Genomic DNA, 23,797 nt, shown 5'->3' with positions numbered 1-23,797 from the left:
GCTAGCCGACTGAACGCGCTCCCCTGATCAACCGGCCCGGCAGCGCACCCGTCGCCTCACCCCGGCTGTAGGTCTCGACACCACTGACCAAGGTGTGCAGATAGCCATCGGCGGGCTGTAGCACCCGTTGACCGCCGGCGGGCAGATCGGCGACCAATCGCGGCGCCCGGGCGGTCAGCGTGTCGAAGTCGATCACGTTGACGTCGGCTTTGTATCCAGGCGCCAGCACACCGCGGTCGCCGAGTCCGACCAACTGTGCCGTGTCCCGGCACTGCCGCTGGATCAGCCAGGCGAGGTCGAATTGGTGGTGCCCGCGGTCGCGGCCCCAATGAGTCAGCAGGGTGGTCGAGAAGCTGGCGTCGCAGATCGTCGACACGTGTGCACCGCCGTCACTGAGTCCGGGCAAAGCGTTGGGGTGCGACAACATTTCGTGCACGACGTCGAGGTTGCCGCCGTGATAGTTGAACACCGGCATGTACGCCGGCCCGTTGAGCATGATGTCGTAGAGCACCTCGGCGGGATCACGACCGTCACGCTGTGCGATTGCGGCCACCGATGTTTCGGGTGCCGGCTCGTACTGCGGCGGGTCACCGAGTTCGTAGATGTCCTGCAACGGCGCGCGCAGCCCGCCGCGTTCGGCGATCTCGGCCAAGATGCGCTGCTTGACCTCAGGATCGTGAAGATCAGGGTCGGTGCGGAAGAACCGCGACAGCACGAAGGGGTTGTAGGTGCCGCGGAAGTCGACGAGGACACCGATGGCCCGCGGTGCGACGACGGCGGTCATCGACAGTCCCTCGGCATTGGCCCGTTCGATCGCGGCCAGCGTCTCGCGGTAGCTCTCCCCCGGCTCGTGCTGCATGACCGACAACGACAGCGGCCGGCCGGACACCCGCATCATCTCGAACATCACGGCGAACTCGTGGTCGAAGCCCTTGAGGTCGGAAACCACTTGGAAAACACCGGTTCCCGTCGCTCCGATGGCCTTGGCGATACCGACGAGCTCATTGATCTCGGCCCGCACCGACGGTGTCTGCTCCCCACGGCTGGTCTTGTGCCATTCGGTACGTGAGGTACTGAAACCCAATGCACCCGAGCGGATTCCGGCCGCCGCGAGCCGACCCATCTCGGCGATCTCGTCGGCAGTCGCGGCCTCGCGGTCGGCGCCACGCTGTCCCATCACGAAGAGCCGGATCGGATCGTGGGTCACTTGGGTCGCCACGTCGATATCGTGCGGCAGACTGTCGACGGCGTCTAGGTACTCCTCGAAACTCTGCCAGGTCCAGGGCAAGCCCTCATGCAGGACCGGGCCAGGCAGGTCCTCGACACCCTCCATCAGTTCGATCAGCTGGGCATGATCGGATGGGCGCACCGGCGCAAAACCCATGCCGCAGTTGCCCATCAACGCGGTGGTGACACCGTGCACCGAGGACGGCTGCAGGCGGTTGTCCCACGTCACCTGTCCGTCGTAGTGGGTGTGGATGTCGACGAATCCGGGCGTGACGATCGCTCCGTCGGCGTCGATCTCGCGACGTCCACGCTGCGCCACGGCACCGACATCGGTGATCACGCCGTCGGTGATCGCCACATCGGCGCTGCGCCCTGGCGTTCCCGTCCCGTCGAAAACCGTGCCCCCGCGAATCACCACATCATGGCTCATGGCGTCCTCCTGGCTGTCAGTCGTTGCACTTGTCCGTACGCGTCGATCGGGCTCTGCAGGGCCAGGCCGCCGTCTGCGAACAGGGTTTGGCCTGTCACCCAAGACATCTCAGACAGGGCGACGATCGCCTCGGCGACGTCGTTGGCTTCGCCGAGGCGCCCGAGGGCGGTGCGCTCAGTGAGTCCGTCGACCCAGCCGGGCAGCGCTTCAGGCTTGGCCAGCATCGAAGTGCGGGTCACCCCGGGACCGATCGCATTGACCCGGATGCCGAATGTGCCCCACTCGGCCGCGGCAACCCTGACCAACATGTCGATGCCGGCTTTGGAGACACAGTAAGCACCCATATCTCGGTCCGACAGTGTTCCGCTGATGCTCGATACCGCGACGATGGACCCGCGGATCTTGGATTCGACCATGGCCGCCGCTCCGGCCCGGATGGCCAGCCAGGTGCCGGTGAGATTGATGTCGAGGACCCGCCGCCAGTCCTCTGGGCTCTGTTCCAGCAGAAGGCCCGACGCACCGATCCCCGCGCAGCTGATGAATCGCTCGGGTGTGCCGACAGTCGCGATCGTCTGACTCATCGCCGCATCGACAGAATCGGAATCGCTGATATCACAGGTGATATCGCCATCCTTCAGGTCCCACACCACGACCGTGTGACCTGCTGAGCGCAGACGCGAAACCACCGCGGCGCCGATACCGGACGCTCCCCCGGTGACCACCGCGGTCATACGGGGTCACCGATCAGTTCGACACGCACATTGTCCGGCGCTGTGATCACCGCCATGGCGACGGTCTTGCCGCCGGGCGCGGGCATCTCGATCCGGCGCACACCGTCGGTGAAGTCCAACGCCGCCAGCGCCGCCAGTGTCGGTTCGACATCGCGCTGCAGAGACACCAGGAAGAAGCCCGCTCCGGGAGCGGATTGCGTTGCTGCTGATTCGTGTTCGGTGCCGACGAACTGCACGAGCTCGACGATCCCGGCATCGGGACTCTCGGGATCGCCGAGGAAGATCGACCGCAACGTATCGCTATCGACGCCGAACAGTGTCGGCCAGTCGCCGGTGAAGGTGTGATCGAGCATCGGAATCAGCCCGAGCCCGTCTCGCCAGAATCGCAGCGACCGGTCGATGTCGCTGGTGATGATCGCGGTGTGATGGATGGCGCGCACTGTCCTCCTCGGTCAGCGTGTGGTCAGGGCCGTGTCGGCGGCGACGATGTCGTAGTCGTCGAGCTGCACCGTGGCCAGCAGATCAGCGAAAGACTTTCCGCTGTAAGGAAACTGCGTGACGATCTTGCCGTTCGGGTGCCGGTAGTAGTTGTTGCAGTTGGCAAGCCAGACCGTGCCCGCCATCGCCGACTGGATCTCGGCGTTGTATCGGTCGTTGACCTCACGCTTGACTTCCACGCTGCGCAAGCCCCGCTCATCCATCACGTCCAGCAGTCCTCTGATGTAGGCGGTCTGCGCCTCCAGGATGTAGATGATCGACGTGACGCCGTTGGTGTTGGGGCCGTACAGCGTGAACAGGTTGGGGTAGCCCGGCACCGTGGTTCCGAGGTATCCCTCGGCGCCCTCGCGCCAGTCGTCGTGCAGGCGGGCCCCTGCTCGCCCGTGCACGTCCAGGCTGCCGAGGTAGTCGGCCGCGCGAAATCCGGTGCCGTAGATGACGGTGTCGGCGAGGTGCTCGACGCCGTCGACGGTGCGCAGTCCCCGCTCGGTGAACCCTGCGATCGGCGTGGTCTCGAGCGTCACATTCGGCAACGTGAACGTCGGGAACCAGTCCCGCGACAGCAGCGGGCGCTTACACCCCACGGGATAGTCGGGTGTCAGCTTGGCGCGCAGCTCGGGATCGGCGATCTTGCGATGCAGATAGTCGCGGGCCAGGCTGGTCGATTCCGCGGTCTGCCGTGCGTCTTCGGCGAAGTCGGCGGCCTCGTACTGCTCGAACGCCGCGTCGCGGAGTTTACGAGCCTCAGCGGGGTGCCGTTCGAACAGCTCCTGCTGTTCCGGTGTGAACGGCTCGTCGAACCGGGGTGACACCCAGATCGGTGTGCGCTGGAAGACGGTGAGGTGGTCGGTCTGCGCCGCGATGGCCGGAACATACTGGACAGCGCTGGCACCCGTCCCGATGGACGCGACGCGTTCACCGGCGGTCGATTTGGAATGGTCCCACGCCGACGAGTGAAAGACGCGGCCGCGGAACGCCTCTCGCCCCGGGATGTCGGGGATGTTGGGGACGTCGAGCATTCCGACCGCGCTGACAACGATGTCGAAGGTGTAGGCCGCGCCGCTGTCGGTGATGACCGTCCACTCGTGAGCGGTATCCGACCACGACAGCGTGGTCACCCGGGTGTTGGCCACGAGGCGCTCCCCCAGCCGGTGTCCATCGGCTACCCGCTCGAGATAGGCGAGGATCTCAGGCTGACCGGCGTAGGTCTTGGACCATCGGGGATTGATTGCGAAGGAATACGAATAGAAGTGCGACGGGACGTCACAGGCGGCACCCGGATACGTGTTGTTGCGCCACGTGCCGCCGAAACCGTCGGCTCGATCGAAGATCGTGAAGTCGTATCCGCCCTCGGCAAGCAGCGCGCCCATCGCGATTCCGCCGGGCCCCGCACCGATCACTGCGACTGTCGGCCTTCTCCGCACCAAAGCTTCACCACCAGATCTTCGTGTGTGACATATCGCATGCAGTATGTAAAGCAGCGTAGCAGCATGCACGATCACAATTTTGGAGAATGTAAGCGCTAGGCATCTGTCTGTAACACCTTCAGCGGACCGGTGGGCAGCAACTCAACCATCACTCCATCCGGGTCGACGACAGTGGCTGCCAGGCCGCTGGGCGTGGGCATGGTGCGCGGCGTCCCGCCCAATCCAAGGTCGGCCAGCCGGCCCAGCACGGCCTCGATATCGACCTGGACCGAGAGCAGGAACACGCCGCGAACCGGCAATCCTTGCTGCCGTTCATGATTGGCGAGTTCGGCGTCCCCCAGATCGAGTAGCTCGACGATGCCGGAGTCTTTGTTGCCCGCAGCCCCGAGGAATACGGTTCGAAGCGATGTGGTCGCAACACCCAACAACGGATGGAGATCGGCATCCATGCTGACGTCGGCCAATACGGTCAAGCCGATTCCGTCGCGGTAGAAGCGCAGCGACGCGTCGATGTCCGCTACGCACAGGGCGGTGTGGTGGACGAGTGTCATCGCGGGGCGAACACTGTCATATCGGTTCCCCTGGCGTATTCGGACATCCACGTGTCCGCCCAGTCCGGCAGCGGTTGATCGGCCGGGTTGTGATTGGGCATCTGGGACAACGCAAGTCGCCACACCATCTTCGCGAGATGACTGGTCGGCACGGCGTTGAACAGCGTGGGTGGCCCACCGCGCCGGGCGGCTCTGCGCCGACCACCCGGCCCGCGGTACTTGAACTCGTCGACCAGCAGTGCGACCGACATCAACTCCTCGGCGGAGACCACCCGGTCCTCGACCGGAACGACCTCGTCGACGGTTCGCGCGATAGCCGCGGCCACCTCGCCGATGTGGCGGAATGTCGAGCGGACATGCCGCACGCGATACCACGGATCGGGACCCAGATGCCGGTACAGGATCAGTCCTGAGCTGCGATGCTCGATCTCCTCCACGAAATGCCATGCCATCAGCGAAGCCACTCGCGGATCGGAGCCGCAGAACAGTGAATCTCGGTTGTCCAGAATCGCTTTGAACAGCGGTGTGAACGTTGCTTCGAGGTTGGCGACGTAGGCGGCATGGAACTCCACCGGATGCTGCGCGATCAGATCGTCGAAACACCGCGTCGCGTCCTCGTAGGCCCGCTCCAGACCCGGGTATTGCGCGATCAGAGCGGTCATGTGCTTGCGGTGCGCCGAGGCGTGCTGAGCCTCCTGGCGCAGAAATCCATCGGCCTCCGCGGCGATGTCAGGCGATTCGTCGAATCTGGCCTGGCCCTGGCTGAGCGCCTTGATCAGGTAGCGCTCGAACGGGACCGCGATGAACGTGAAGACGTTGCAGAACATCCCGAAGTTCGGATTCGCGGGCTGCCACAGGAACGGCACGGTTTCATTGAAGTCCCAGCGGATCTTGCGTATCACCAGGTCGGTCATTCGGTTGTCACTCCATCGCGCCGAGGCGGCTTAACATTGGTGTGTTCGGTGTCTCTGTCGAGGCAACGAGACATGAGAGCGGACCGGGTCTAGTGTGACATTTACGCCTGTCCGTGTAAAGCAGATGAGGAGACATCAAGTGCCTGCCGACAGCGAGCAGTCCATCCGCAAGCGGATCCTCGATGCGACCTACACCGTGGTGTCGCGGCGCGGCGCCAACAAGGTGCAGCTCCTCGAGGTCGCCGCAGAAGCCGGGGTGTCACGCCCGACCGTTTACCGCTACTTCGGGTCGAAAGAGGGCCTACTGGAAGCATTCGCCCTCTACGAACAGGACAACTTCGCCGCCGAGATGGCCGCGGCCACGGCAGGACTCCGCGGGCCCGACCGGGTGGATGCCGCTCTTCAGTTCATCGTCGACTACCAGTTCTCGCACTCTCACCAACAGCTCGTCGAACTCGAGCCCGAATACTCGATCGGCCAGATGACGCGCGTGCTGCCGATCATGGAGAAGGGCATGCGCAACATCATGACCGGCAACGACGCCGACCTCGCGGCAGCCACCGTCGTTCGGATTGCGGTGTGCCACTACCTGGTACGCGGACACGACAGGGCCCGCTTTCTGGCCGAGTTGCGCTATGCCGCCGGCATCGAGGTCAAGCGCAAACGCGGGCCCTCAGTCGCCTAGCCAGTCGAGGATCTTGCCTGCCACCAATTCGGGCTGATCCAGATGTAGGAAGTGCCCGGCGCCGTCGACCAGATCGAATGTCGAACCCGGCGCGGGCAGATGGCTGGACACGTCCATGAGCAGCTCCGCCCCGATTGCCCCGTCGGCGGATCCGTGCAGGTAATAGGTGGGAACAGGCGGCGCTTGCATCGTTGCCGCGGCCTCGTCCGCGGTCGCGGGGTCGACGAAATCGGGATTGAACGACGCGCGGTACGGCCCCAGCACGCCGCTGATCGTGTCGGCGGTGACGTACTCGCGCAGCATGGCGACATCCTGCTCGCAGGCATAGCCGGGTGACCAGTCCGCCCAGAGCGATTCCCAGAAACCTCGTTCCAGCAAGGCGAATTCAGCCAGACCCACCTGCTGGATGAACCAGATGTAGAACGAGCGCCGCAGCTGCCGGTAGCTGAACAGACCGCCGCCCAATGCCGCGGTCGGCGGGACCGCGAGTGCGACGAATCGGCGAAAGGCCGCTGGCTCGCTGACCACCGCACCGTAGCCGGCGTTGGCACCCCAGTCGTGACCGATGAGAATCGAGCGCTCGTCGCCGCGGTACTGGTCGCGCACCGTGAGGACATGTCGCACATAGGTTCCGACGCTCACCGGCGCCGTCGCCGGTTCTCGATATCCCGGCAACCAGGGTGCCACCACCCGATACCCTGCATCGACCAGTGCGGGGCCCAACAGCCGCCAGGTGTGCGGGGTGTCCGGAAAGCCGTGCACAAGGACCGCCAGCGGCTTGGTGTCGTCGTCGAGATCCCCGAAGGTCAACCGTGGTTCCACCCGGTCAGATTTACATTTACTACCCTAAAAGTAAACAGACATCTCGATCCACGTCCAGCTCGTTCACCCGGAAGACTCGACTGCGAGCGCTGTTGGCGCCAATCTCGCCGAATCGGTAGTCGATCAGCTACCTTCCAGGAATGTTCTCCGGCCCGATCGACGATCGTCTGAGCATTCGCGAGCGGTTCGACAGCTACAGCGATGCGGTGACCCGACAGGCGCTCGACGACTATCTGGATTGCTGGACCGATGATGGCGCGAGATTCGGGGCCGGCGGCGAATGCCAGGGTATCGGCGCCTTGCGCGCTCACTGGCACGGAATCTGGAAGGCGTTGTCCCAGATGGCCTTCATGACCCAGATCGGTTCCATCGTCGTCGATGGCGCCTCCGCGACCGCGCGGTCGTACTGTCTGGAGACGCTGTGCTTCCACGACGGCACAACCCGCCAACTCGTCGGCGCGTACGACGACGAGCTACGTCGGGTCGACGGCGTGTGGCGGTTCGCCGTGCGGCGCTATCGAATTCTCGTCAAAGACATCTGAGAGTTGTCCAGAGCCGTGATGCGACAGGGTTTTTGGGGCCGGATCACAGCTGTGACGCTTCTCGCGACGTCCGCGATCGGGTTCGCGGTTCTATACGCCGTACCGCCGTCGGGCACGGCCGTGGCGGGCTGCTTTCAACGAGGCGGCTACAACCCCCCGCCGTGCCCCACGACCACCCCGAGTCCGAGCTCGAGTGCCAGTCCCAGTCCCACGGCCACCACCACTCAGGATCCGAATCAGGATGCGACGCAGGACGGGTCCGATTCACCGGACAAAGACCAGACCGAGAGTCCGCCGACCGGGAGCAATCCAGCCGATTCGGGCATCAACGCCTGCCAGAACCAGAGCGCCATGGCCACCTCGCTGGGCCTGCCGCCCACCACCTGCCGGGCAAGCCAGGGTCCAAACACCCCACCGGATTCGGGGTCCACCGCATGCACCAACCAGAGTGCCATGCCCGTCGCCATCGGGCTGCAGCCCACCACCTGCCCGGGAACCCAGGGTCCCATCACTCCGCCCGATTCCGGATCGACCGCATGCACCAACTCCAGCGCCATGCCGATCGCCATTGGACTGCAGCCGACTCCGTGCCCGGGCACCAAGGGCGCGATCACCCCACCGGATTCCGGCGTCAACGCGTGCCAGAATCAGGCTGCCATGGCCAACTCGTTGGGACTGCCACCGGCCATCTGTCCGCCGAGTTCACGCAACTAGGTCAGAGCGTCTGCCACCACGGCTTCAACTGCATGTAGTACGAGATCGTTCTGGGCGCCACACTCGTCCCGCCGAACCAGCTGAAGATTCGGAACGCGGAGAACTGATTCGGGTGCAGGCCTTCGGGAATCGGCTTGTACACCACGGTGTCTCCGTATTGCACCGTGATGCCCTGGTAGTCGACATTGAACGTGAATGTCTCATCGACTGGCACCGAGATGATCTCGTCGTCGGCCGGCATGATCCTGGCGAAGTCCATGTTGTAGTACGGCCCCACCTCGAACATGTTGGTGTCGACGTTGTATCGCCAGGCAACCATGAGCGCGTCGTCGTCGGGGTGCAACAGGGTGAAGGAGATCCCGGTCAGCTTGTTCCAGTCGTACTGGTCGACATTGTGGAGGTCGTAGACCGAGTTCTCGGTGAAAGTCGCTTTCCCGGCAACTTGTTTGACGAAGAACACGATCTGCGGGGGTAGCGCCACGTGCTGGCCTTTGAAGGTGACGATCAGGTTCAGCGGGTTGTGCGACGGCGACGCGGTGGCCGTCGCCTTCTGCTCGACCTGCGGGCGGGCGCTGCGCGCAACGCCGGTCGCCTTCTGTGACGTCTCGACGGACCGCTTCGCCGCCGTCTGAGTAACGCGGCCCGGTGCGCGGCGCACCGCTGCGCTCTTCGACCCTCGCGCACTGCTCGCCGCGCCGCTGTGTGAATCGGCGGTACCCGACGCACTCCCCGGCGCGGCCGACGCCGATGGCGCACTCGCGGTCCCGATCGCGAGCCCGACCCCGAGGGCGACCGTCGCGCCGCCGATCCATCCCACCAGCTTGGCCCCCACCATCGGGTCAGCGTATCGGCGCATCGCCGGCTGTGGGTTCAGTTTGCTGCAGTCAACTTCCCGGCATCACGATCGGCGTCGATGTGGTGGTGGAGCTTGTGCTGGAGCCCGACCCGGCGCCGACGATCGGCGCCGTGGGGGTGTCAGCGGCCGGCGGCGCCGCCATCCCGTCGGGCATGACGATCGGCGGTGTCTTGGATTTCTCGTTGTCCCCGCTGAAGGCGGAGTCGAATTTGGGTGGCCAGTCCACGGAGGTGGGCGGCCAACTCTCGGTGCCACCGCTGTCCGAGGAATCCGACCCCGGCGGCGGGCATCCCGAGCCCGCACCGAAATCACCCGGGGTGTCGCAGTCGGCCCGCGCGACGCCGGCCGGGCTGACGAGCAGGCACCCGACGAGCACGAGTGAAGCGACCAACCGTCTCACAGTGTGAGGATGTCGCCGTAGACGTTGACACTGTCGTCGGACTTGTCCGTATCGATCATCGCCGTCGCGAAGAATCGGATGGCAACCTGACCGCCGCAGCCGTCGACCTTCACGTGCGCATCGTTGACGACGATCTCGCCGGTGCGGCCCTTGAGTGCCTTCTTGCCCAACCCGATATTCGTGATGTTGCCGGGCAGCAGGTTGATCGACCCGCCGGCATTGAGGTCGGCGTAGGGCCCGAGATCATCCAGAGGATCGCCATGGTTGAAGCCCGGGGAGATGCCGATATCCCCTCCGGCATTGAGGCTTCCGCCTTCACTGAGGTCCACCTGGCAACCCAACTGCAGCCCGAGGATCACGGTGCCTGCGTTGACCGGAATGGCCCCGTTGCCGCCGATCGTCGCCATCACCTTTCCGGTGACGAAGCCCTCCCTGGTGAACGCCGTCGCAGCCATGTTGGGAACCGCATTGATGGTCATCCGACTCAATGCCGCGCTCAAATGCCAGCCGTCGTCGGTATCGGTGGACTGCGTGACATCGGCGACCGGCAGCGGCTCCGCCCCGGCCACCGCGTGGCTCAGGCAGAGCAGCGCTGCCGCAACCGCACCCACCGAAACCGGTCTGACCACGAACACCTGCTCTCGCATCCCTGAAGCTGCGCACTCGCCGGTGGCCGATGGCGGGCACCGCGCGCAATCGTAGGTTTGGCAGCTGAGTGGTTCCTGGGACCGCGCTGGGTTATCCGCGCTTTCGCGACCGCTTCGATGACAGGTTCAATTCGACAGCCGCATGAATGAGAGCCGTCAGGGCCTCGTCGTCAATTTCGTCGCCTTCGTGAATATCAATCGCACGGCGGGTGTTCCCATCAAGACTGGAATTGAACAGACCGGACGGATCCGGCAGAGACGCGCCCTTCGCGAACGTCATCTTGACCGCGGTCTTGTACGTCTCCCCCGTGCAGATCATGCCGCCGTGGGACCACACCGGCACACCCCGCCATTTCCACTCTTCGACCAGGTCAGGGTCCGCACGCCGGATCACGTCGCGGATGTGCGCCAGCGTCTGTCCGCGCCAATCGTCGAGTTCGGCAATTCGGGCGTCGATACGTTCTGAGGCGGTGGGGTCGTCGTGCTCCATATCCCCATCTTGGTCACAAACCACCACGATTTTGTATTCCGCGTGTTGGGGAGTATGTTTTCCCGCGGCCCAGAATCGTTCCGGAAAGCCTGAAGATGCGCACTCATTACAGAACTCGCGGCTTCTCTACCCGTCCGCAACGGGGTCTTCGCACCCATTCCGTACTGCGGCCGATGGCCGGCCAGTGCTTCGAGATCGACATCCGTTTCGACACCAATCGCTGGGTCATCCGGATTCCCGAAATCAACGATGCAACCGAGGCGACAGCACGCGACAAGGTCGAGCTGGCCGCCCGGGAATGCATCGCCACCCGCACCGGCATCCCCATCGGCTACATCTCCGTCTGGGTTCGCGACTGACCTCAATCCCGTTGTCCTACAACGGTTGAACTCGACCCGTCAGCGGATAACGGGCCGGAACAAGGGAATCCACACCCGGCTGTCCTCGTCTCCGGAGAAGTCCGTCCAGTCTTCGAAGAACACCTCTACCTCGAGCCCGACGCTCATGTCCTCGGGTTCGACATCGACGACGTTGGTGATCAGCCGGACGTCGGGCTGTTCGGCGATTTCGACGATCGCGACGATGTAGGGCGGCTCGAAGCCCGGGATCCACGGTTGGCGGTCCACGCTGAACGCCGCCACTGTCGCCCTCCCCGACACCTTCTCGGGGGCCACATCGGTGCTGCGGCAACGCCAACAGGCCGGACCTGGCGGGTGAAAGAAATGGCCACACGCGCGGCACCGCGAAATCAGCAAATCCCCTTCGCGCCCACCGGTCCAGAACGCCTTCGATTCGGAGGTCGGACTGGGCGCCAACCGCAGATCCGGTCGCTGATAGTTCATCGGCTGCTTACCAACATCGAACCCGCGACCGGGCCCCCGCCGACCCCGACCGCGACGACCTCCGGTGTCTTGAGAGCCTGACGTTCACCGCCCTCACCCCACAGTTGCACACACGCCTCGTGCAGGAACCCCATCCCGTGCAGCCGACCCCCGGAAAGCTGTCCACCACTGGTGTTCAACGGCAACTCCCCGTCCAAGGCGATCTTCTCCCCGCCCTCGATGAACGCACCGACCCGGCCGTGTTCGCAGAATCCCAACGCCTCCAACCACATCACGGTCAGGAAGCTGAACCCGTCGTACAACTGGGCCATGTCGACATCAGCCGGTCTCAACGCGGTGTTCTCCCACAACGTGGCCCCCGAATCGTGTGCGGCCATCGTGGTGAGGTCGAAACGCTGCTCCCACGTTGGCCTTTCGAACATCCCCGGCCCGACCGATTCCACCGTCAACGGATGCCGGGGCAGCCCGGCTGCCGCGTCCCGACGGGACACGATGACCGCGGTCGCCCCGTCGCACGGAACGTCACAGTCGTACAAACACAACGGTTCAGAGATCATCCGGGCGGACAGGTAGTCCTCCATTGTCATCGGATCGCGGTACACCGCATCAGGATTCAACCCGGCGTTGCGCCGCGCATTCACCGCGATCGCACCGAGTTGCTCACGGGTGAGCCCGAAGTCATGCATATAGCGCTGTGCGGGCATCGCCAGCCAGTTGGCTGCCGACAGCGCACCGAACGGCGCGGTCCACTCCATCTGAACGGGCAGCTTGCCGCCGCCACCGAGCAACACCGAGGCATGCCCACCACCGGACTGCTGTGCGGCTGTCGATTCCCACACCGACCGGAACACCACGACGTGGTTGGCCAGTCCGAGGGTGACCGCCATACAGGCTTCGATCACCGGGCCGATCTGACCGGCGGTCTCGAGCCCGGACATGTACCAACGGCTGCGCAATCCCAGCGCGGTGCGCACCTCTGTGACAGTCGCACCTGAGAATCCCGGGTTCCCCGCCACCGCACCCGGATAGCTGGCGATACCGTCGACGTCGTCGACATCGAGCCCCGCATCGGCGATCGCCCGCAGCACCGCCTCGATCGTCAGCTCCAGCCCGGTGCGACCCAACCGCCGCCCCACCTGGGACTTACCCGCCCCGGTGATGACGGCCCTGCCCTCGAACGGTCCCCTGTTCATGTCAGCTCTCCTCGCGCTTCGCCTGCGCGGACACCAGGTCCGCAAGCCGCGACACCTCAGCTTGCAGACTCTCGATATGCGCGACGGTGGCGGCCTGCTGGGCGGTGTCCTCCGCCGATACCCGTTGGACGATCCAGCTGGCGATGGTGGCGGTGATGGCGCCCACCATGCTGATTCCGCCGATCATGAGCAATGTCGCGACGATCCGTCCCAGCACCGTCACCGGATAGAGATCGCCGTACCCGACGGTGGTGATCGTGCTGACCGCCCACCACACCGCATCGCCGAAGTTCCTGATGTTGGCTCCCGGCGCCGGCCGTTCCACCTGCAACACCGCGAGCGACGAGGCATATACCAACAGCACCGCAGTGAATGCGGTGTACACCGCCACGCGCCCACGGACGGCGTCCCCTATCGCGCGTTGCAGCGCTCCCACCAGTGCGACGAGTCGCAACAGCAGCAGCGGGCCCATGAGCGGCACCACGACGACCACGAAACCGAGCAGGTGGCGGAAGAACCAGCGCACCCGATGCTCGGCGAGCGTGAGGCGCGCAATGTAGTCGATGAGGAACGGCAGGTAGAGCACCACCAACATGCCGTGGATGATGGTGCGGTTCAGGCCCTGTGGCTGAGCGAGAACTTTGACCGAGAACAAGGCGAGGAAGACTGCCGCACACGCCGCGAGCGGCCATTCGGCCTGAGCCTCCCAGCGCTGCAATCGCGACTCGGGAACCGTTGTCGGGGTGGGTGTTTCCGCGGCGATCGTCACGACGATCGGCTCTCCTTCTCGTTCTCGCGCGTGACCTGCCGGGCCCGGATGGTCTGGTCGGTGACGCCCAGCGCGATCAACATATCGATGGCCGTGATGATCAGTCCCCAGTAGTACATCCACCGCAGCGTCAGGTCGGGCTGAGCGGCGAAGTACACGACCAGAAAGATCGGTCCGACGATGCCGAACACGAAGCAGGCCGCCTGAATCTTGAGGTAGGTCCGGAACGTCTCCATCGTCACTGCTCGCCGCGGGCGACAGGCCGGTCCGGGTCTGAACTCCACTGCGACCAGGAACCCGGGAACAGTGCGGCGTCGCGGCCTGCTGCCGTCAGTGCGGCGACGGCGACGGCGGCTGTGATCCCGGACCCGCAGTAGACGCCGATCGGGTCGCCGGCCTCGATTCCGCGCTCGGTCAGCAGCGCGTCCACCGCGCCGGCTGCGACGAATGTGTCGTCGCCGCCGAGAAGCACGGTGCTGGGCAGATTCCGGGCGCCGGGGATGTGTCCCGCGACCGGGTCGACCGGTTCGACGTCACCGCGGAAGCGTTCGGGCGCCCGGGCATCCAGCAGCGGACGACGATTGACTTCGTCGGCGGTCAGCGTCGGCAACGCACCGGCGTACAGATCCTCGTGCGTCACGGTGACGTCGCCCGGTGCCGGATCCACCGGACCGGTCGCGACGGCGCCACCGGCGGCCTTCCACCCGGACCAGCCGCCATCGAGGATGCGCACATCGGCCACCCCGGCCGCCGTCAGCACCCACCAGGCTCGCGCCGAACCCGCCCGGTTCCAGTCGTCGTAGACCACCACCGGAACGCCGTCGCGGACGCCCCACCGGCGGGCCGCGGCCTGCACCGCGGACCCCGAGGGCAGCGGGTGGCGACCGCGGCCGGACACCGTGTGATCGCTCAGGTCGTCGTCGAGCGATACGTACACCGCGCCGGGCAGATGGCCCCGCAGATACTCGTCGCGCCCGTCGGGCTCGCTCAGTGTCCAGCGCACGTCCAGCACCGTCACCGGCTCACCCGCCGCCAGGCGTTTGACCAGCGCCTCGGCCGATATCAACACGTCCGCACGCCCCGTCATCGGATCTCCGTTCGCTTTCGTACCGGCCACCGACGATCATGCCCCGGGCACGGATCCGCCGCTGCCGTAGGTAGTCAACCTGAGAAATTGCTGAAATCGAGTAGTGCACTACGCGTGCGCGGGTAGCCGGAAGCCCACTAGCTTTGCATTCAACATCAGTCGAGACACGGATTCCGATGGGGGCACCGGGATCGCCTGATGGCTCGCACCACGACTGGGGGGTGTGGTGCGAGCGCCAGGCGGCGCTGGGGAAGGCGTGAAAACCTTCCCCGGCGTCCGTGGTCTTTCTGGGGTAGAGCGCAATGCCGGCCGACAGTAGGGTCGGCCGATGACGTCTCCCGCGGAATTCACCGCCGACGGCCGGCCGCGTGCCCGCGGCCTCGGCATCCCGCTCCCCGGTGAACCGGGACCACTCAACGCGATCACCGACGTCGCCGGGGTCGAGGTCGGCGTCACCACCCTGGTGAGCGGCGACGGAGCGATGACGGTGGGACAGGGACCGGTGCGCACCGGCGTCACGGCAATCCTCCCGCGTGGGCGCGCCGGACTCGGAGCGCCGTGCGCGGCAGGCTGGTTCTCGCTCAACGGCAACGGCGAGATGACCGGGACCACCTGGATCGAAGAGTCCGGTGCATTCAATCTTCCTGTCCTGCTGTCGAATACACATGCCGTCGGCGCCTGCCACACCGGCGTGATCTCCTGGGTCAACCGGGTCGACCCGGTCCTGGCCCGCCAGTGGCTGCTGCCCGTGTGTGCGGAAACCTGGGACGGCTACCTCAACGACATCAACGGCGGGCATGTCCGCCCCGAACACGCCGAGGCCGCCCTGGACAACGCCGCGGCCGGGCCGGTGCCGGAAGGCTCGGTCGGCGGCGGAACCGGGATGAACTGTTATGAGTTCAAGGGCGGCAACGGCACCGCGTCGCGGCTGGTGCGCTACGGCCGCCACACGTTCACCGTCGGCGCCTTCGTCCAAGCGAATTTCGGTGCGCGCCAAGAACTCACCGTCGCCGGACACCACGTCGGGCCGCACATTGCTGCCGAGAATCCCCTGGACGGTGACTGGTTCGAGCGCGATCTCAACCGCCCGCCGCCCGGCGCGGGGTCGGTGATCGCGGTGATCGCCACCGACGCGCCGCTGCTGCCCGGCCAGTGCAAGGCGCTCGCGCGGCGGGTACCGCTGGGCCTGGCACGCACCGGCACCACCGGCAGCCACTTCTCCGGCGATATCTTCCTGGCCTTCTCCACCGCCGATGCGCCGGATCTGGCCAGCCGCTTCCCGATCGGCGAGCCCGGCGACGACGAGTTCGGCCAGATGCGGTTCCTGCCGTGGGGCCGGATGGACGACCTCTACACCGCGGTCGTGCACAGCGTCGAAGAGGCCGTGCTGAACGCGTTGGTGGTCAATGCCGACATGGTCGGCCGCGACGGGCACCGCTCCCCCGCGTTGCCGCACGACCAGCTGCGCGCGCTGCTGTGACTCAGACGCTCAACTTCGGGATCGAATCGGGTGCGCTGAAGTCGATCTGAGCGGCGGGGTTCGCGATCGCGGTGACCAGGCCGGTGCCGAACGGGCCCGCATCGTCGTACAGCGTGCCGGTACCGACCGAGATCCCGTCCGCCACCCAGTGTGAATCACCCTCTACGCCAATACTTGCCGACCGCGGGAGCCGGCAGAGCGCGACCGTCAGGTCGCCGTTGATGTAGCCGATCCCCTTGGTGCCCATATTGCTGACCAGGCTGGTCGCCTCGGCGACGATCACCGACCGGACGAAGGGGGTGATGGCATGGCCGGCCACCACGTCAATCGGGCTGTGGTAGACGCGCTTTCGCGACGTGTTCTGGTGAACATCTCCGCCGGGGCTCCAGCCGACGTCATCGCTGCCGATAACGAAGGCGTGGGGATCGGCGTCGGTCGGTGGGGTGAACGAGGTGGGCAGGCCGGCCCACTCCTCGCCGGGCGGCGGCTCGGACTGGCGATACTGCACCAGCGTTGCCCGGGCGACGATCACGTCGCCCTGGACGACGTCGGCCTCGGCGTTGCGCACCCGGTGGCCGTCGCGGACCAGGCGGGTGCGCACGATCGTCGGAACTCGCTTCGCCGCCTTGAACAGGTCGACGGTCAGCCGAGCCGGCAGGAACTCCGGGAGCCCGAACCGCTGCTCCAGGTTGAACGCGGCCAGGCCCACGACCGCCGGGCCGTTGAGCATGTCGGCACCCCAGCGGCTTCGGGCGTTCTCCGTGGGATGGAAGGTGCCGTCGGGATCGGATATGAAATGCGCCGGTCGGGTGGCCATCGGGGCATCCTCGCACAGCGCACTCCGGTTTCATTCGGGCGGTGCTTAGACGACATAATCAACGGGTGGCAGACCTGGAGGCGCGCGGCGTCGAGTACCGCAGGCCCGGGCTGCTGGTGGCGACGCTGTGTGTCGTCGCGCTGACCGTGGCTGTCCTGCAGACGGGCGTGGTGCCGGTTCTCGGCGTGATCTCTCGGCAGCTGCACGCCTCACCCGTGGAGGTCAGCTGGGCGGTGACCGCCAACCTGCTCGCCGCCGCGGCCACCACGCCGCTGATCGGTCGGCTGGCCGATCTGTACAGCAAGAAGCGGGTGCTGTTGGCCGTGCTCGCGGTGGTGCTCGCCGGATCACTGCTGGCCGCCCTGACGTCGTCGCTTCCGCTGCTGATCCTGGCCCGCGTGCTGCAGGGCGCCTCCTACGCCCTGTATCCGATCGGGGTGTCGATCATGCGCGAAGAGTTGCCCGCCGACCGGCTGATGCGGGCCATGGCCGTGCTGTCGGGATCGCTCGGGTTCGGCGGCGGGATGGGCCTGGTCGTCACCGGTCTGCTGATGCGCGGCGATGCCGGCTACCACCGGGTGTTCTGGCTGACGACCGGGTTCACCGTGCTGGTGATCATCGCCGTGGTGGTGGTCCTGCCGACTCGGCCGCGCAGCACGGACGGCACCGTCGACTGGGCCGGGGCGGCCGGGCTCGCACTGGGCTTGTCCGCGGCACTGCTGGCGATCACACAGGGCAACGGCTGGGGCTGGGGGTCACCGCGCACGATCGGGTGTGTGGGCACCGGGGCGGCTGTGCTCGGCATCTGGTGGTGGTGGGAACGTCGCTGCCGCGAACCATTGGTGTCGACGGCGATGTTGTCGCGCCGGCCGATCCTGCTCACCAACCTCGCGACCGTATTGGTCGGGACCGGCCTGTATTTCGCGTTCCTCGGCCTCACCGACTTCGTCGAGGCATCCCCGGACAGCGGCTACGGGTTCGGTGCGACGGTGCTGGGCGCCAGTGTGATGTTCCTGCTGCCCGGCGCGCTCGCGGGATTTCTGACCGCGGTGATCAGTGGCCGCTACATCGACCGCTATGGCGCCCGTGCCGTCCTGCTCGTCGGCGCCGCCACCGGCATCGTCGGGTTCGTCCTCCTCGCCGTCTGGCATGACCAGCCGTGGCAAGTGATCGCGGCAGGCGTGCTGGCCAACGCCTACATCAGCCTGGCCTACGGCGCGCTGCCCGCCCTGGTGGTGCGCGAGGTGGACGCCGACGAAACCGGCGTGGCGACAAGCATGAACGCGATCGCGCGGACGATCGGCAGTGCGATCGCCGCCGCGATCGTCGCGGTACTGCTGGGCCGGTCGCAGCATGGCCACACCCCCGAAAGCAGTTTCACGATCATCTTCGCCCTCGGTGCGATCACCGCGGGTGCGGCGATGGTGTTGATCGCGGTGACGCGGTCGCCATTGCGGCCGATGGATTCCGACGATGTCACCCAGTCGCGTGCGATGAACCACGAATGGGGCTGAGCCGCAAGCACTATCCGGGCTGAACCGGCGCAGGCATATCGCGCGCGCCGCTGCGCGCCGCCCCGATCCCGGCCACCACCACGAAGCCGATGCCGACGATGCCGACGACGCCGGGTTCCTGATGCAGGGCGAGGAAGCCGATCAGCAACGCCAACGCGGGTTCCAGGCTCATCAACGTCCCGAACGCCGCGGTGTTGAGGCGACGCAGTGCGAGCAGTTCGAGGGTGAACGGAACGATAGGCACCAGCAGCGCCAGTCCCAGCCCGATCAGGATCATGTCCGGGGTCATCCTCGGCACCACGACCGGGCCGACCGCCACGGACGCCACCAGAGCGGCCACCGGCATGGACACCCCGAGACCCTGCAGCCCGCTCACCTGGTCGCCGACTCGCTGGGTCAGCAGGATGTAGACCGCCCAGCAGGCCGCGGCGATGAGTGCGAATCCCACCCCGACGGTGTCGATGCTGCCCTGCCACGGCTGAGTCAGCGCGACGACGCCGACGGCGGCCAGGGCCGGCCACACCCAGCGACCCCGGCCCCGGCCGCTGACGACAGCGACCCCCAGCGGTCCGAGAAACTCTAGGGCACTGGCCGTCCCCATCGGGATGCGCGCGATCGCGGCCATGAACAGCATGCTGATCACCGCGGTCACGACGCCGAGCAGGACACAGAACCCGAACGTCGAGCGGGTGAAGGAGGACCGACGCGGACGCACCACCACCAGAAACAGGACGCCGGCCCACACCAGGCGCAACCAGGCGGCACCTTCGGCCCCGATCCGGTCGATCAGCCCGACCGCGACCGCGAGGCCGAGTTGGACCGACACCATCGACCCCACCGCGAGGGCGGCCCCCACGCGCGCCGGATGTCGGGTCATGGTTGGCATTGAACGACACCCACCGCGCCGCAGAATCGCCGGGCTGGTATCAACAGTGCTGACGCCCCATGAAAAACGGACCCAGTGGAACGGACGCTGTTGACTTCTTCACCGAAGGACGAGTCGCTGGACTCGATCAGCAGAACACTGGCCCAAGTTGTGCGCCTGACGAGCAGCCGATCTCTGTTCGCCCGTCAGGCCACCGCCGCCGGGGTCGCCCTGACCCAGCCCTCCTATGCACTGTTGCGGGTTCTGATCGATCACGGCCCGCAGGCCATGGGTGCACTCGCACGCGGTGCGCACATGGACGTGGGGATGGCGACCCGGCAGGTGACCGCCCTTGTCGACGCCGGATTGGTGACCCGCAAGCCCGACCCGGCCGATCTTCGGGTCTCGCTGGTCGGGGTCAGCAAGCAGGGCCGTCGGGTGGCCGGAAAGCTGCAAGACATGCGCAGAGATCACCTGCAGCGGGCGCTCTCCGGCTGGACCGGCGCCGAACTGGACCAGTTCGCTGCGTTCTTGACCCGGTTCGTCGCCGACTCGATGACCACCCCGATCGACGACTGATGAACCCGGCCAATTGCTTGACTTTGTCAATCTTTCGCTTCTAGCCTTCGACCATGGTCGGCACGCGGTTCTACTTCGACGTCGGCAACTACGTCACGATGCTGCGATTGGTGCGCGCCGAGACCGACAAGGCCCGGCGCCGAAAACTGCTTGCGGCGTTCCTCGTCGGCGTTCCGCTGATGGTTGCCATCCACGCGGTGTGCTTTGCGCTGGATCCCCTGCTGTTCGGATCGCTGCGCCGGACCGAAGTCCGCGAGCCGGTGTTCTCCGTCGGGCATGCCCGCAGCGGAACCACCTACCTGCACCGGCTGATGGCCCAGGATCGACGGTTCAGCGTCGTCCTGATGTACGAGATGTTCTTTCCGTCCCTGTTGGAGAAGAAGTTGTTGCGGTTGTTGTTCCGCGCCGACGAGACGCTGTTCGGAAAACGGTTGCGGCGCAAGATCGATGAGGTCGAAGAGCGCACCTTCGCCGAGACCAACGATATGCATCGCACCGGATTCTTCGCCGCCGAGGAGGACGACTTCCTGCTCACCTGGTCGCTGGGGTCCGGATTCTGGATCGTGCTGTTCCCCTATCTCGGCCAGCTGGACTTCTACCACGTCGACCGGTGGAGCGAGCGGAAGCGCCGGCGGATGATGACCTTCTACAAAGAGTGTGTGCGCAGGCAGCTGGCCCTCAACGGCGGTGGCACCCACCTGAGCAAGAATCCGACGTTCTGCGGTCGCGTCGAAGCGCTCATCGAGACCTTCCCCGACGCGAAATTCATTGTGCCGATGCGCAATCCCTACGAGACGATTCCAAGCCTGCTCAAGATGCTGCAGACCAGCTGGGCGCTGCAGGGCCGCGACGACCGGCTCATCCTGGAATCACTGGCCATCCTGGCCGATCAGTCGTTCGACTCCTACTGTCATCCACTCGAGGTGCTTGCCCGGCACCCCGAAATCCGTTCCTGTGTCGTCGACTACCGCGATCTGGTCGGGCAGCCGGCGGTGACGATGACCCGGGTGTACGACGAACTGGACCTGACCATGCCACCCGAGGTCGCCGCAGCCGTGAGCGCGTCCCGCGGACAGGGGCACGAAACGACCCACCGCTACAGCCTGGAAGAATTCGGCCTCGAACCCGAAGCGATTCATCTGCGGCTCGCGGCACTTTTCGACCAGTTCGGGTGGGATAGCGAAGGAGAGCACGCAGGTGTCAACTGATCACGGCGGCGCCGAACTGCGGGCGGCCTGGGACGACCTGATCGCCACCCTGAACCGCGCCCGCGACGCCGTCGACTCCGAGGAACTGCACGCTCCCCCGGCCAGTGAACGAGGCCTGGCCGAGGGTTACCGCTATCTGCTCGGCTTCACGTTCGCGGCGATCGAACGCTCCTTTTTCGAAGACCCGGCGTTCCCGTACTTCCGGCGCGCGATCCAGCCGACCGACAAGGCCACCATCGACAACGCCGACGCGCTGTACCTGTCGGCGGCCATCGACGGCAACCAGACCTACCGGATCCGTGGCAGAGTGCTGCCGAAAGCACCGCAGTACCTCATCTTCGAGACACACACCGCCTATGCCGGCGACTCGGGCAGCCTGATGGAGCTCAGCCCGGCGCACCGGATGATCACCGGGTCGCTGGACAGTGACGAGCTGAAGATCGACGACGACGGCACGTTCGAGATCCTCATCGCTCCCGAGCCACCCGCGGGGTATGACGGCAACTTCGTGTCCGGCCGCAAGGTTACCGACAACGGCACTGGCACAGCGCGATACCTGATCGTGCGCATCCTGTTTCACGACTGGGCCACCGAGGTCTGCCCCGACCTGCACATCGTGCAGGTCGGCTACGAGGGGCGGCACCCGACACCGATCGATGCTCCGGCCGCCGCGGGCCGGATGCGCCGCATCGGGGAGATCGTCGAGGGCCAGATGAAATTCTGGAACGAGTTCTACGACGTCATCCTGGAGGCCCACGGCGACCGCAACGGCGACGGCGTGACGTTCATGCCCCGCAACGGGTTGAACGCGCCCGCGCGCGCCAACCTGGCCACCGGTGGCGGCCAGAACACCAACGTCTACTCGGGCGGGGTGTTCGACCTCGCCGCCGACGAGGCACTGCTGATCGAGGCGACGGTTCCAGTCGTGCCCGCCTACAGCGGATTTCACCTGAGCAACCTCTGGGGTGAGTCGCTGGACTACGCCAATCACCAGTCCAGCCTCAACGGTTTCCAGGCCGAGCCCGATGAGGACGGTGTGGTCCGCTACGTCATCGCCGCCGCCGATCCCGGCGTGCCGAACTGGCTGGACACCACCGGGTTGCAGAAGGGCTTCCTGAGCTTCCGCTGGACATATTCTCAAGACCCCGAGCAACTACCCGAGATCACGGTCAGCACAGTGCAACTCGCCGACGTACGGGAGCTTCTTCCGGCCACCACCCGCACTGTCGCACCGGACGAGCGCGCTGCCCAGATCGCGATTCGTCAGGCCCACGTCCAGCGCAGGTATCGGCAGTACTGAGCTAACCGGTGACGCGGTCGACCAGTTCGCGCGCCAGTGCGAACGCCGACGTGGCTGCCGGCGATGGCGCGTTGCGCACGTGTGAGATCTGACCGTCCCGGGAGATGACGAAGTCGTCGACCAGTGCGCCATCGCGCCCGACAGCTTGAGCGCGAACCCCTGCGTGCGAGCTGCCGTCGAGGTCGGCGACGGTGAGGCCGGGCATGTAGCGGGCTGCGGCGGTGACGAATGCCCGACGGCTGGCGGCCATCCGGATCTCATCGAGCCCCACCCGCCAGTACCGGCGCGCCACCCGCCAGGTACCGGGCCAGGTCAGGGTTTCCCACGAGTCCCGAATACTCAACCGGCGCAGCGCGTATGCGTCGCGCGCACCCACCATCATCGCAGTCGGACCAAGTGTCACATCGCCGGTGATGTGCTTGGTGATGTGCACACCCAGGAAGGGCAACTCGGGGTTGGGCACCGGATAGATCATCCCGTTCAGCCGGGGCCGCGCGGTGGGCCTGAGCCCCAGGTACGCGCCGCGGAACGGAACGATCTGCGGCTCGCGCGGTGCGCCGGCCCGCCGCGCCAGTCGATCGGCCCACAAGCCCGCGCACGCGATGACGGTTCGGGCCCGCACCGGTCCGTCTGCGGTGTGGACCACCGGACTGCCCGCACCGTCGATGGCGGTGACATCGGTGCCGAAGCGGACGGTCACGCCCGCCGCGCTCAGCTCGTCGACCAGTGCCTGTGCCACCCCGGGATAGTCGACGATGCCGGTATTGGGTGCGTGGAGCGCTTGCAGCCCAACAGCGTTGGGCTCGATCTCGCCGATCTCCTCGGCCCCGACGCGCCGCAGTCCCGGCACTTCGTTGGCGATGCCGCGTGCGTGCAGGTCACCGAGGCGGCCCAGCTCATCGGGCGAGACCGCAACGATCAGCTTGCCGCACCGTTCGTGGCTGATGCCGTTGTGTTCGCAGTACTCGTACATCAGCCGGGCACCCTCGACGCACAGCCGAGCCTTGAGCGATCCGGGCTGGTAATAGATTCCGCCGTGGATCACCCCCGAGTTGTGGCCCGTCTGGTGGTGTGCAGGCCCCGCCTCGCGTTCGAGAACCATCACCGAATCGGCCGGGCGACGCCTGGTCCATTCCCTGGCCACCGCCAGCCCGACGATACCCGCCCCGACGACCACCAGGTCATGCACAGCAGGAGAAGCCATGGCGC

At 66.1% G+C, this 23,797-nt stretch carries 28 protein-coding genes; 8 read left to right on the top strand and 20 right to left on the bottom strand.

The annotated features are described in order from the left end of the window. Position 1: 1 nt before the first annotated feature. The 6 genes from EV580_RS18800 to EV580_RS18775 form a co-directional block, all read right to left on the bottom strand. On the bottom strand, positions 2-1,657 hold the full coding sequence (locus EV580_RS18800) for an N-acyl-D-amino-acid deacylase family protein (RefSeq protein WP_133692707.1): 1,656 nt from the start codon (positions 1,655-1,657) through the stop codon (positions 2-4). Beyond that, positions 1,654-2,388: an SDR family NAD(P)-dependent oxidoreductase gene (locus tag EV580_RS18795; protein ID WP_133692706.1), complete on the bottom strand. Its 735-nt coding sequence runs from the start codon at positions 2,386-2,388 to the stop codon at positions 1,654-1,656. The genes EV580_RS18800 and EV580_RS18795 overlap by 4 nt, the downstream gene beginning before the upstream one ends. Continuing rightward, positions 2,385-2,828, bottom strand: coding sequence for a VOC family protein (locus EV580_RS18790; RefSeq protein WP_133692705.1), 444 nt, complete (start codon positions 2,826-2,828; stop codon positions 2,385-2,387). Before EV580_RS18790 ends, EV580_RS18795 begins: the two co-directional genes overlap by 4 nt. A 12-nt stretch (positions 2,829-2,840) precedes the next feature. Continuing rightward, complete coding sequence (locus tag EV580_RS18785; protein ID WP_133692704.1) at positions 2,841-4,310, bottom strand: flavin-containing monooxygenase; 1,470 nt, start codon at positions 4,308-4,310, stop codon at positions 2,841-2,843. A 98-nt stretch (positions 4,311-4,408) separates the two neighbouring features. After that, entirely contained in the window at positions 4,409-4,864 is a 456-nt protein-coding gene (locus EV580_RS18780; protein WP_133692703.1) for a VOC family protein, read from the bottom strand. Beyond that, entirely contained in the window at positions 4,861-5,778 is a 918-nt protein-coding gene (locus EV580_RS18775; RefSeq protein ID WP_133692702.1) for a metal-dependent hydrolase, read from the bottom strand. The genes EV580_RS18780 and EV580_RS18775 overlap by 4 nt, the downstream gene beginning before the upstream one ends. A 139-nt stretch (positions 5,779-5,917) precedes the next feature. On the opposite strand from EV580_RS18775, the gene EV580_RS18770 reads away from it, so the two are divergent. Further along, positions 5,918-6,463 carry a TetR/AcrR family transcriptional regulator gene (locus EV580_RS18770; RefSeq protein WP_286171660.1) on the top strand — a complete coding sequence of 182 codons (546 nt, stop codon included), beginning with the start codon at positions 5,918-5,920 and terminating at the stop codon, positions 6,461-6,463. Here EV580_RS18770 and EV580_RS18765 read toward each other — a convergent pair. After that, on the bottom strand, positions 6,452-7,285 hold the full coding sequence (locus tag EV580_RS18765) for an alpha/beta fold hydrolase (protein ID WP_133692700.1): 834 nt from the start codon (positions 7,283-7,285) through the stop codon (positions 6,452-6,454). The two genes, EV580_RS18770 and EV580_RS18765, sit on opposite strands and share 12 nt — an antisense overlap. 140 nt (positions 7,286-7,425) lie before the next feature. On the opposite strand from EV580_RS18765, the gene EV580_RS18760 reads away from it, so the two are divergent. Next, positions 7,426-7,827 (top strand): nuclear transport factor 2 family protein, encoded by a 402-nt coding sequence (locus EV580_RS18760; RefSeq protein ID WP_133692699.1) that lies wholly within the window; start codon positions 7,426-7,428, stop codon positions 7,825-7,827. Between the two features lie 236 nt (positions 7,828-8,063). On the opposite strand, the gene EV580_RS34290 is transcribed toward EV580_RS18760, so the two are convergent. From EV580_RS34290 to EV580_RS18735, 5 genes are all read right to left on the bottom strand, one after another. Next, positions 8,064-8,462 carry a hypothetical protein gene (locus EV580_RS34290; protein WP_255525398.1) on the bottom strand — a complete coding sequence of 133 codons (399 nt, stop codon included), beginning with the start codon at positions 8,460-8,462 and terminating at the stop codon, positions 8,064-8,066. 80 nt (positions 8,463-8,542) lie between these two features. After that, on the bottom strand, positions 8,543-9,376 hold the full coding sequence (locus tag EV580_RS18750) for a hypothetical protein (protein ID WP_133692698.1): 834 nt from the start codon (positions 9,374-9,376) through the stop codon (positions 8,543-8,545). A 49-nt stretch (positions 9,377-9,425) separates the two neighbouring features. Next, entirely contained in the window at positions 9,426-9,797 is a 372-nt protein-coding gene (locus EV580_RS34085; RefSeq protein ID WP_208114637.1) for a hypothetical protein, read from the bottom strand. Continuing rightward, on the bottom strand, positions 9,794-10,366 hold the full coding sequence (locus EV580_RS18740) for an MspA family porin (RefSeq protein ID WP_370629557.1): 573 nt from the start codon (positions 10,364-10,366) through the stop codon (positions 9,794-9,796). Before EV580_RS18740 ends, EV580_RS34085 begins: the two co-directional genes overlap by 4 nt. A gap of 169 nt (positions 10,367-10,535) precedes the next feature. Then, positions 10,536-10,934 carry a DUF1801 domain-containing protein gene (locus EV580_RS18735; RefSeq protein WP_133692696.1) on the bottom strand — a complete coding sequence of 133 codons (399 nt, stop codon included), beginning with the start codon at positions 10,932-10,934 and terminating at the stop codon, positions 10,536-10,538. A gap of 173 nt (positions 10,935-11,107) precedes the next feature. Here EV580_RS18735 and EV580_RS18730 point away from each other — a divergent pair, with 173 nt between their 5' ends. Beyond that, on the top strand, positions 11,108-11,293 hold the full coding sequence (locus EV580_RS18730; protein WP_108054293.1) for a long chain fatty acid-CoA synthetase Faa4p: 186 nt from the start codon (positions 11,108-11,110) through the stop codon (positions 11,291-11,293). 39 nt (positions 11,294-11,332) lie between these two features. Here EV580_RS18730 and EV580_RS18725 read toward each other — a convergent pair whose 3' ends face one another. Genes EV580_RS18725 through EV580_RS18705 form a run of 5 tightly spaced genes read right to left on the bottom strand, consistent with a single transcriptional unit; the run spans position 11,333 to position 14,825 of the window. Further along, a complete protein-coding gene (locus EV580_RS18725; RefSeq protein ID WP_133692695.1) occupies positions 11,333-11,776 on the bottom strand; it encodes a Zn-ribbon domain-containing OB-fold protein in 444 nt (147 codons plus the stop codon). Beyond that, positions 11,773-12,969, bottom strand: a complete 1,197-nt coding sequence (locus tag EV580_RS18720; protein WP_133692694.1) for a thiolase family protein — start codon at positions 12,967-12,969, stop codon at positions 11,773-11,775. Before EV580_RS18720 ends, EV580_RS18725 begins: the two co-directional genes overlap by 4 nt. A 1-nt stretch (position 12,970) precedes the next feature. Continuing rightward, complete coding sequence (locus EV580_RS18715; RefSeq protein WP_133692693.1) at positions 12,971-13,738, bottom strand: potassium channel family protein; 768 nt, start codon at positions 13,736-13,738, stop codon at positions 12,971-12,973. Then, the gene (locus EV580_RS18710; protein WP_133692692.1) at positions 13,735-13,974 is read right to left on the bottom strand and encodes a hypothetical protein; all 240 of its coding nucleotides are present in this window, start codon (positions 13,972-13,974) and stop codon (positions 13,735-13,737) included. The genes EV580_RS18715 and EV580_RS18710 overlap by 4 nt, the downstream gene beginning before the upstream one ends. Positions 13,975-13,976: 2 nt before the next feature. Continuing rightward, positions 13,977-14,825 carry a sulfurtransferase gene (locus EV580_RS18705; protein WP_133692691.1) on the bottom strand — a complete coding sequence of 283 codons (849 nt, stop codon included), beginning with the start codon at positions 14,823-14,825 and terminating at the stop codon, positions 13,977-13,979. Between the two features lie 328 nt (positions 14,826-15,153). Between EV580_RS18705 and EV580_RS18700 the strand changes: the two genes are divergently transcribed. Next, complete coding sequence (locus EV580_RS18700; protein WP_133692690.1) at positions 15,154-16,305, top strand: DmpA family aminopeptidase; 1,152 nt, start codon at positions 15,154-15,156, stop codon at positions 16,303-16,305. A 1-nt stretch (position 16,306) separates the two neighbouring features. On the opposite strand, the gene EV580_RS18695 is transcribed toward EV580_RS18700, so the two are convergent. After that, entirely contained in the window at positions 16,307-17,122 is an 816-nt protein-coding gene (locus tag EV580_RS18695) for an acyl-CoA thioesterase domain-containing protein (protein ID WP_133692689.1), read from the bottom strand. A gap of 65 nt (positions 17,123-17,187) precedes the next feature. On the opposite strand from EV580_RS18695, the gene EV580_RS18690 reads away from it, so the two are divergent. Further along, the gene (locus tag EV580_RS18690) at positions 17,188-18,636 is read left to right on the top strand and encodes an MFS transporter (RefSeq protein WP_133692688.1); all 1,449 of its coding nucleotides are present in this window, start codon (positions 17,188-17,190) and stop codon (positions 18,634-18,636) included. Between the two features lie 10 nt (positions 18,637-18,646). Here the strand turns inward: EV580_RS18690 and EV580_RS18685 are convergent, their stop codons facing one another. Beyond that, positions 18,647-19,513, bottom strand: a complete 867-nt coding sequence (locus tag EV580_RS18685) for an EamA family transporter (protein WP_370629545.1) — start codon at positions 19,511-19,513, stop codon at positions 18,647-18,649. A gap of 99 nt (positions 19,514-19,612) precedes the next feature. On the opposite strand from EV580_RS18685, the gene EV580_RS18680 reads away from it, so the two are divergent. The 3 genes from EV580_RS18680 to EV580_RS18670 are packed head-to-tail and all read left to right on the top strand — an operon-like array spanning position 19,613 to position 22,588. After that, positions 19,613-20,080 carry a MarR family winged helix-turn-helix transcriptional regulator gene (locus tag EV580_RS18680; RefSeq protein ID WP_133692686.1) on the top strand — a complete coding sequence of 156 codons (468 nt, stop codon included), beginning with the start codon at positions 19,613-19,615 and terminating at the stop codon, positions 20,078-20,080. A 53-nt stretch (positions 20,081-20,133) separates the two neighbouring features. After that, complete coding sequence (locus EV580_RS18675) at positions 20,134-21,288, top strand: sulfotransferase family protein (RefSeq protein WP_133692685.1); 1,155 nt, start codon at positions 20,134-20,136, stop codon at positions 21,286-21,288. After that, entirely contained in the window at positions 21,278-22,588 is a 1,311-nt protein-coding gene (locus EV580_RS18670) for a DUF1214 domain-containing protein (RefSeq protein WP_133692684.1), read from the top strand. Before EV580_RS18675 ends, EV580_RS18670 begins: the two co-directional genes overlap by 11 nt. Position 22,589: 1 nt before the next feature. On the opposite strand, the gene lhgD is transcribed toward EV580_RS18670, so the two are convergent. Beyond that, positions 22,590-23,792: an L-2-hydroxyglutarate dehydrogenase gene (lhgD, locus tag EV580_RS18665; protein ID WP_133692683.1), complete on the bottom strand. Its 1,203-nt coding sequence runs from the start codon at positions 23,790-23,792 to the stop codon at positions 22,590-22,592. Between the last annotated feature and the right edge of the window lie 5 nt (positions 23,793-23,797).

The sequence above is a fragment of the Mycobacterium sp. BK086 genome (genome assembly GCA_004362315.1).
Lineage (GTDB): Bacteria > Actinomycetota > Actinomycetes > Mycobacteriales > Mycobacteriaceae > Mycobacterium.
This window is presented reverse-complemented; position numbering and strand designations above follow the sequence as displayed.

Excerpts from the sequence above, each read along its gene's own strand:
- EV580_RS18695 (WP_133692689.1), bottom strand. The coding sequence starts at position 17,122 with ATGGCCACCCGACCGGCGCATTTCATATCCGATCCCGACGGCACCTTC.
- EV580_RS18685 (WP_370629545.1), bottom strand. The coding sequence starts at position 19,513 with ATGACCCGACATCCGGCGCGCGTGGGGGCCGCCCTCGCGGTGGGGTCG.
- EV580_RS18750 (WP_133692698.1), bottom strand. The coding sequence starts at position 9,376 with ATGGTGGGGGCCAAGCTGGTGGGATGGATCGGCGGCGCGACGGTCGCC.
- EV580_RS18775 (WP_133692702.1), bottom strand. The coding sequence starts at position 5,778 with ATGACCGACCTGGTGATACGCAAGATCCGCTGGGACTTCAATGAAACC.
- EV580_RS18730 (WP_108054293.1), top strand. The coding sequence starts at position 11,108 with ATGGCCGGCCAGTGCTTCGAGATCGACATCCGTTTCGACACCAATCGC.
- EV580_RS18800 (WP_133692707.1), bottom strand. The coding sequence starts at position 1,657 with ATGAGCCATGATGTGGTGATTCGCGGGGGCACGGTTTTCGACGGGACG.
- EV580_RS18725 (WP_133692695.1), bottom strand. The coding sequence starts at position 11,776 with ATGAACTATCAGCGACCGGATCTGCGGTTGGCGCCCAGTCCGACCTCC.
- EV580_RS18795 (WP_133692706.1), bottom strand. The coding sequence starts at position 2,388 with ATGACCGCGGTGGTCACCGGGGGAGCGTCCGGTATCGGCGCCGCGGTG.
- EV580_RS18710 (WP_133692692.1), bottom strand. The coding sequence starts at position 13,974 with ATGGAGACGTTCCGGACCTACCTCAAGATTCAGGCGGCCTGCTTCGTG.
- EV580_RS18760 (WP_133692699.1), top strand. The coding sequence starts at position 7,426 with ATGTTCTCCGGCCCGATCGACGATCGTCTGAGCATTCGCGAGCGGTTC.
- EV580_RS18705 (WP_133692691.1), bottom strand. The coding sequence starts at position 14,825 with ATGACGGGGCGTGCGGACGTGTTGATATCGGCCGAGGCGCTGGTCAAA.
- EV580_RS18780 (WP_133692703.1), bottom strand. The coding sequence starts at position 4,864 with ATGACACTCGTCCACCACACCGCCCTGTGCGTAGCGGACATCGACGCG.
- EV580_RS18675 (WP_133692685.1), top strand. The coding sequence starts at position 20,134 with ATGGTCGGCACGCGGTTCTACTTCGACGTCGGCAACTACGTCACGATG.
- EV580_RS18700 (WP_133692690.1), top strand. The coding sequence starts at position 15,154 with ATGACGTCTCCCGCGGAATTCACCGCCGACGGCCGGCCGCGTGCCCGC.
- EV580_RS18720 (WP_133692694.1), bottom strand. The coding sequence starts at position 12,969 with ATGAACAGGGGACCGTTCGAGGGCAGGGCCGTCATCACCGGGGCGGGT.
- lhgD (WP_133692683.1), bottom strand. The coding sequence starts at position 23,792 with ATGGCTTCTCCTGCTGTGCATGACCTGGTGGTCGTCGGGGCGGGTATC.
- EV580_RS18735 (WP_133692696.1), bottom strand. The coding sequence starts at position 10,934 with ATGGAGCACGACGACCCCACCGCCTCAGAACGTATCGACGCCCGAATT.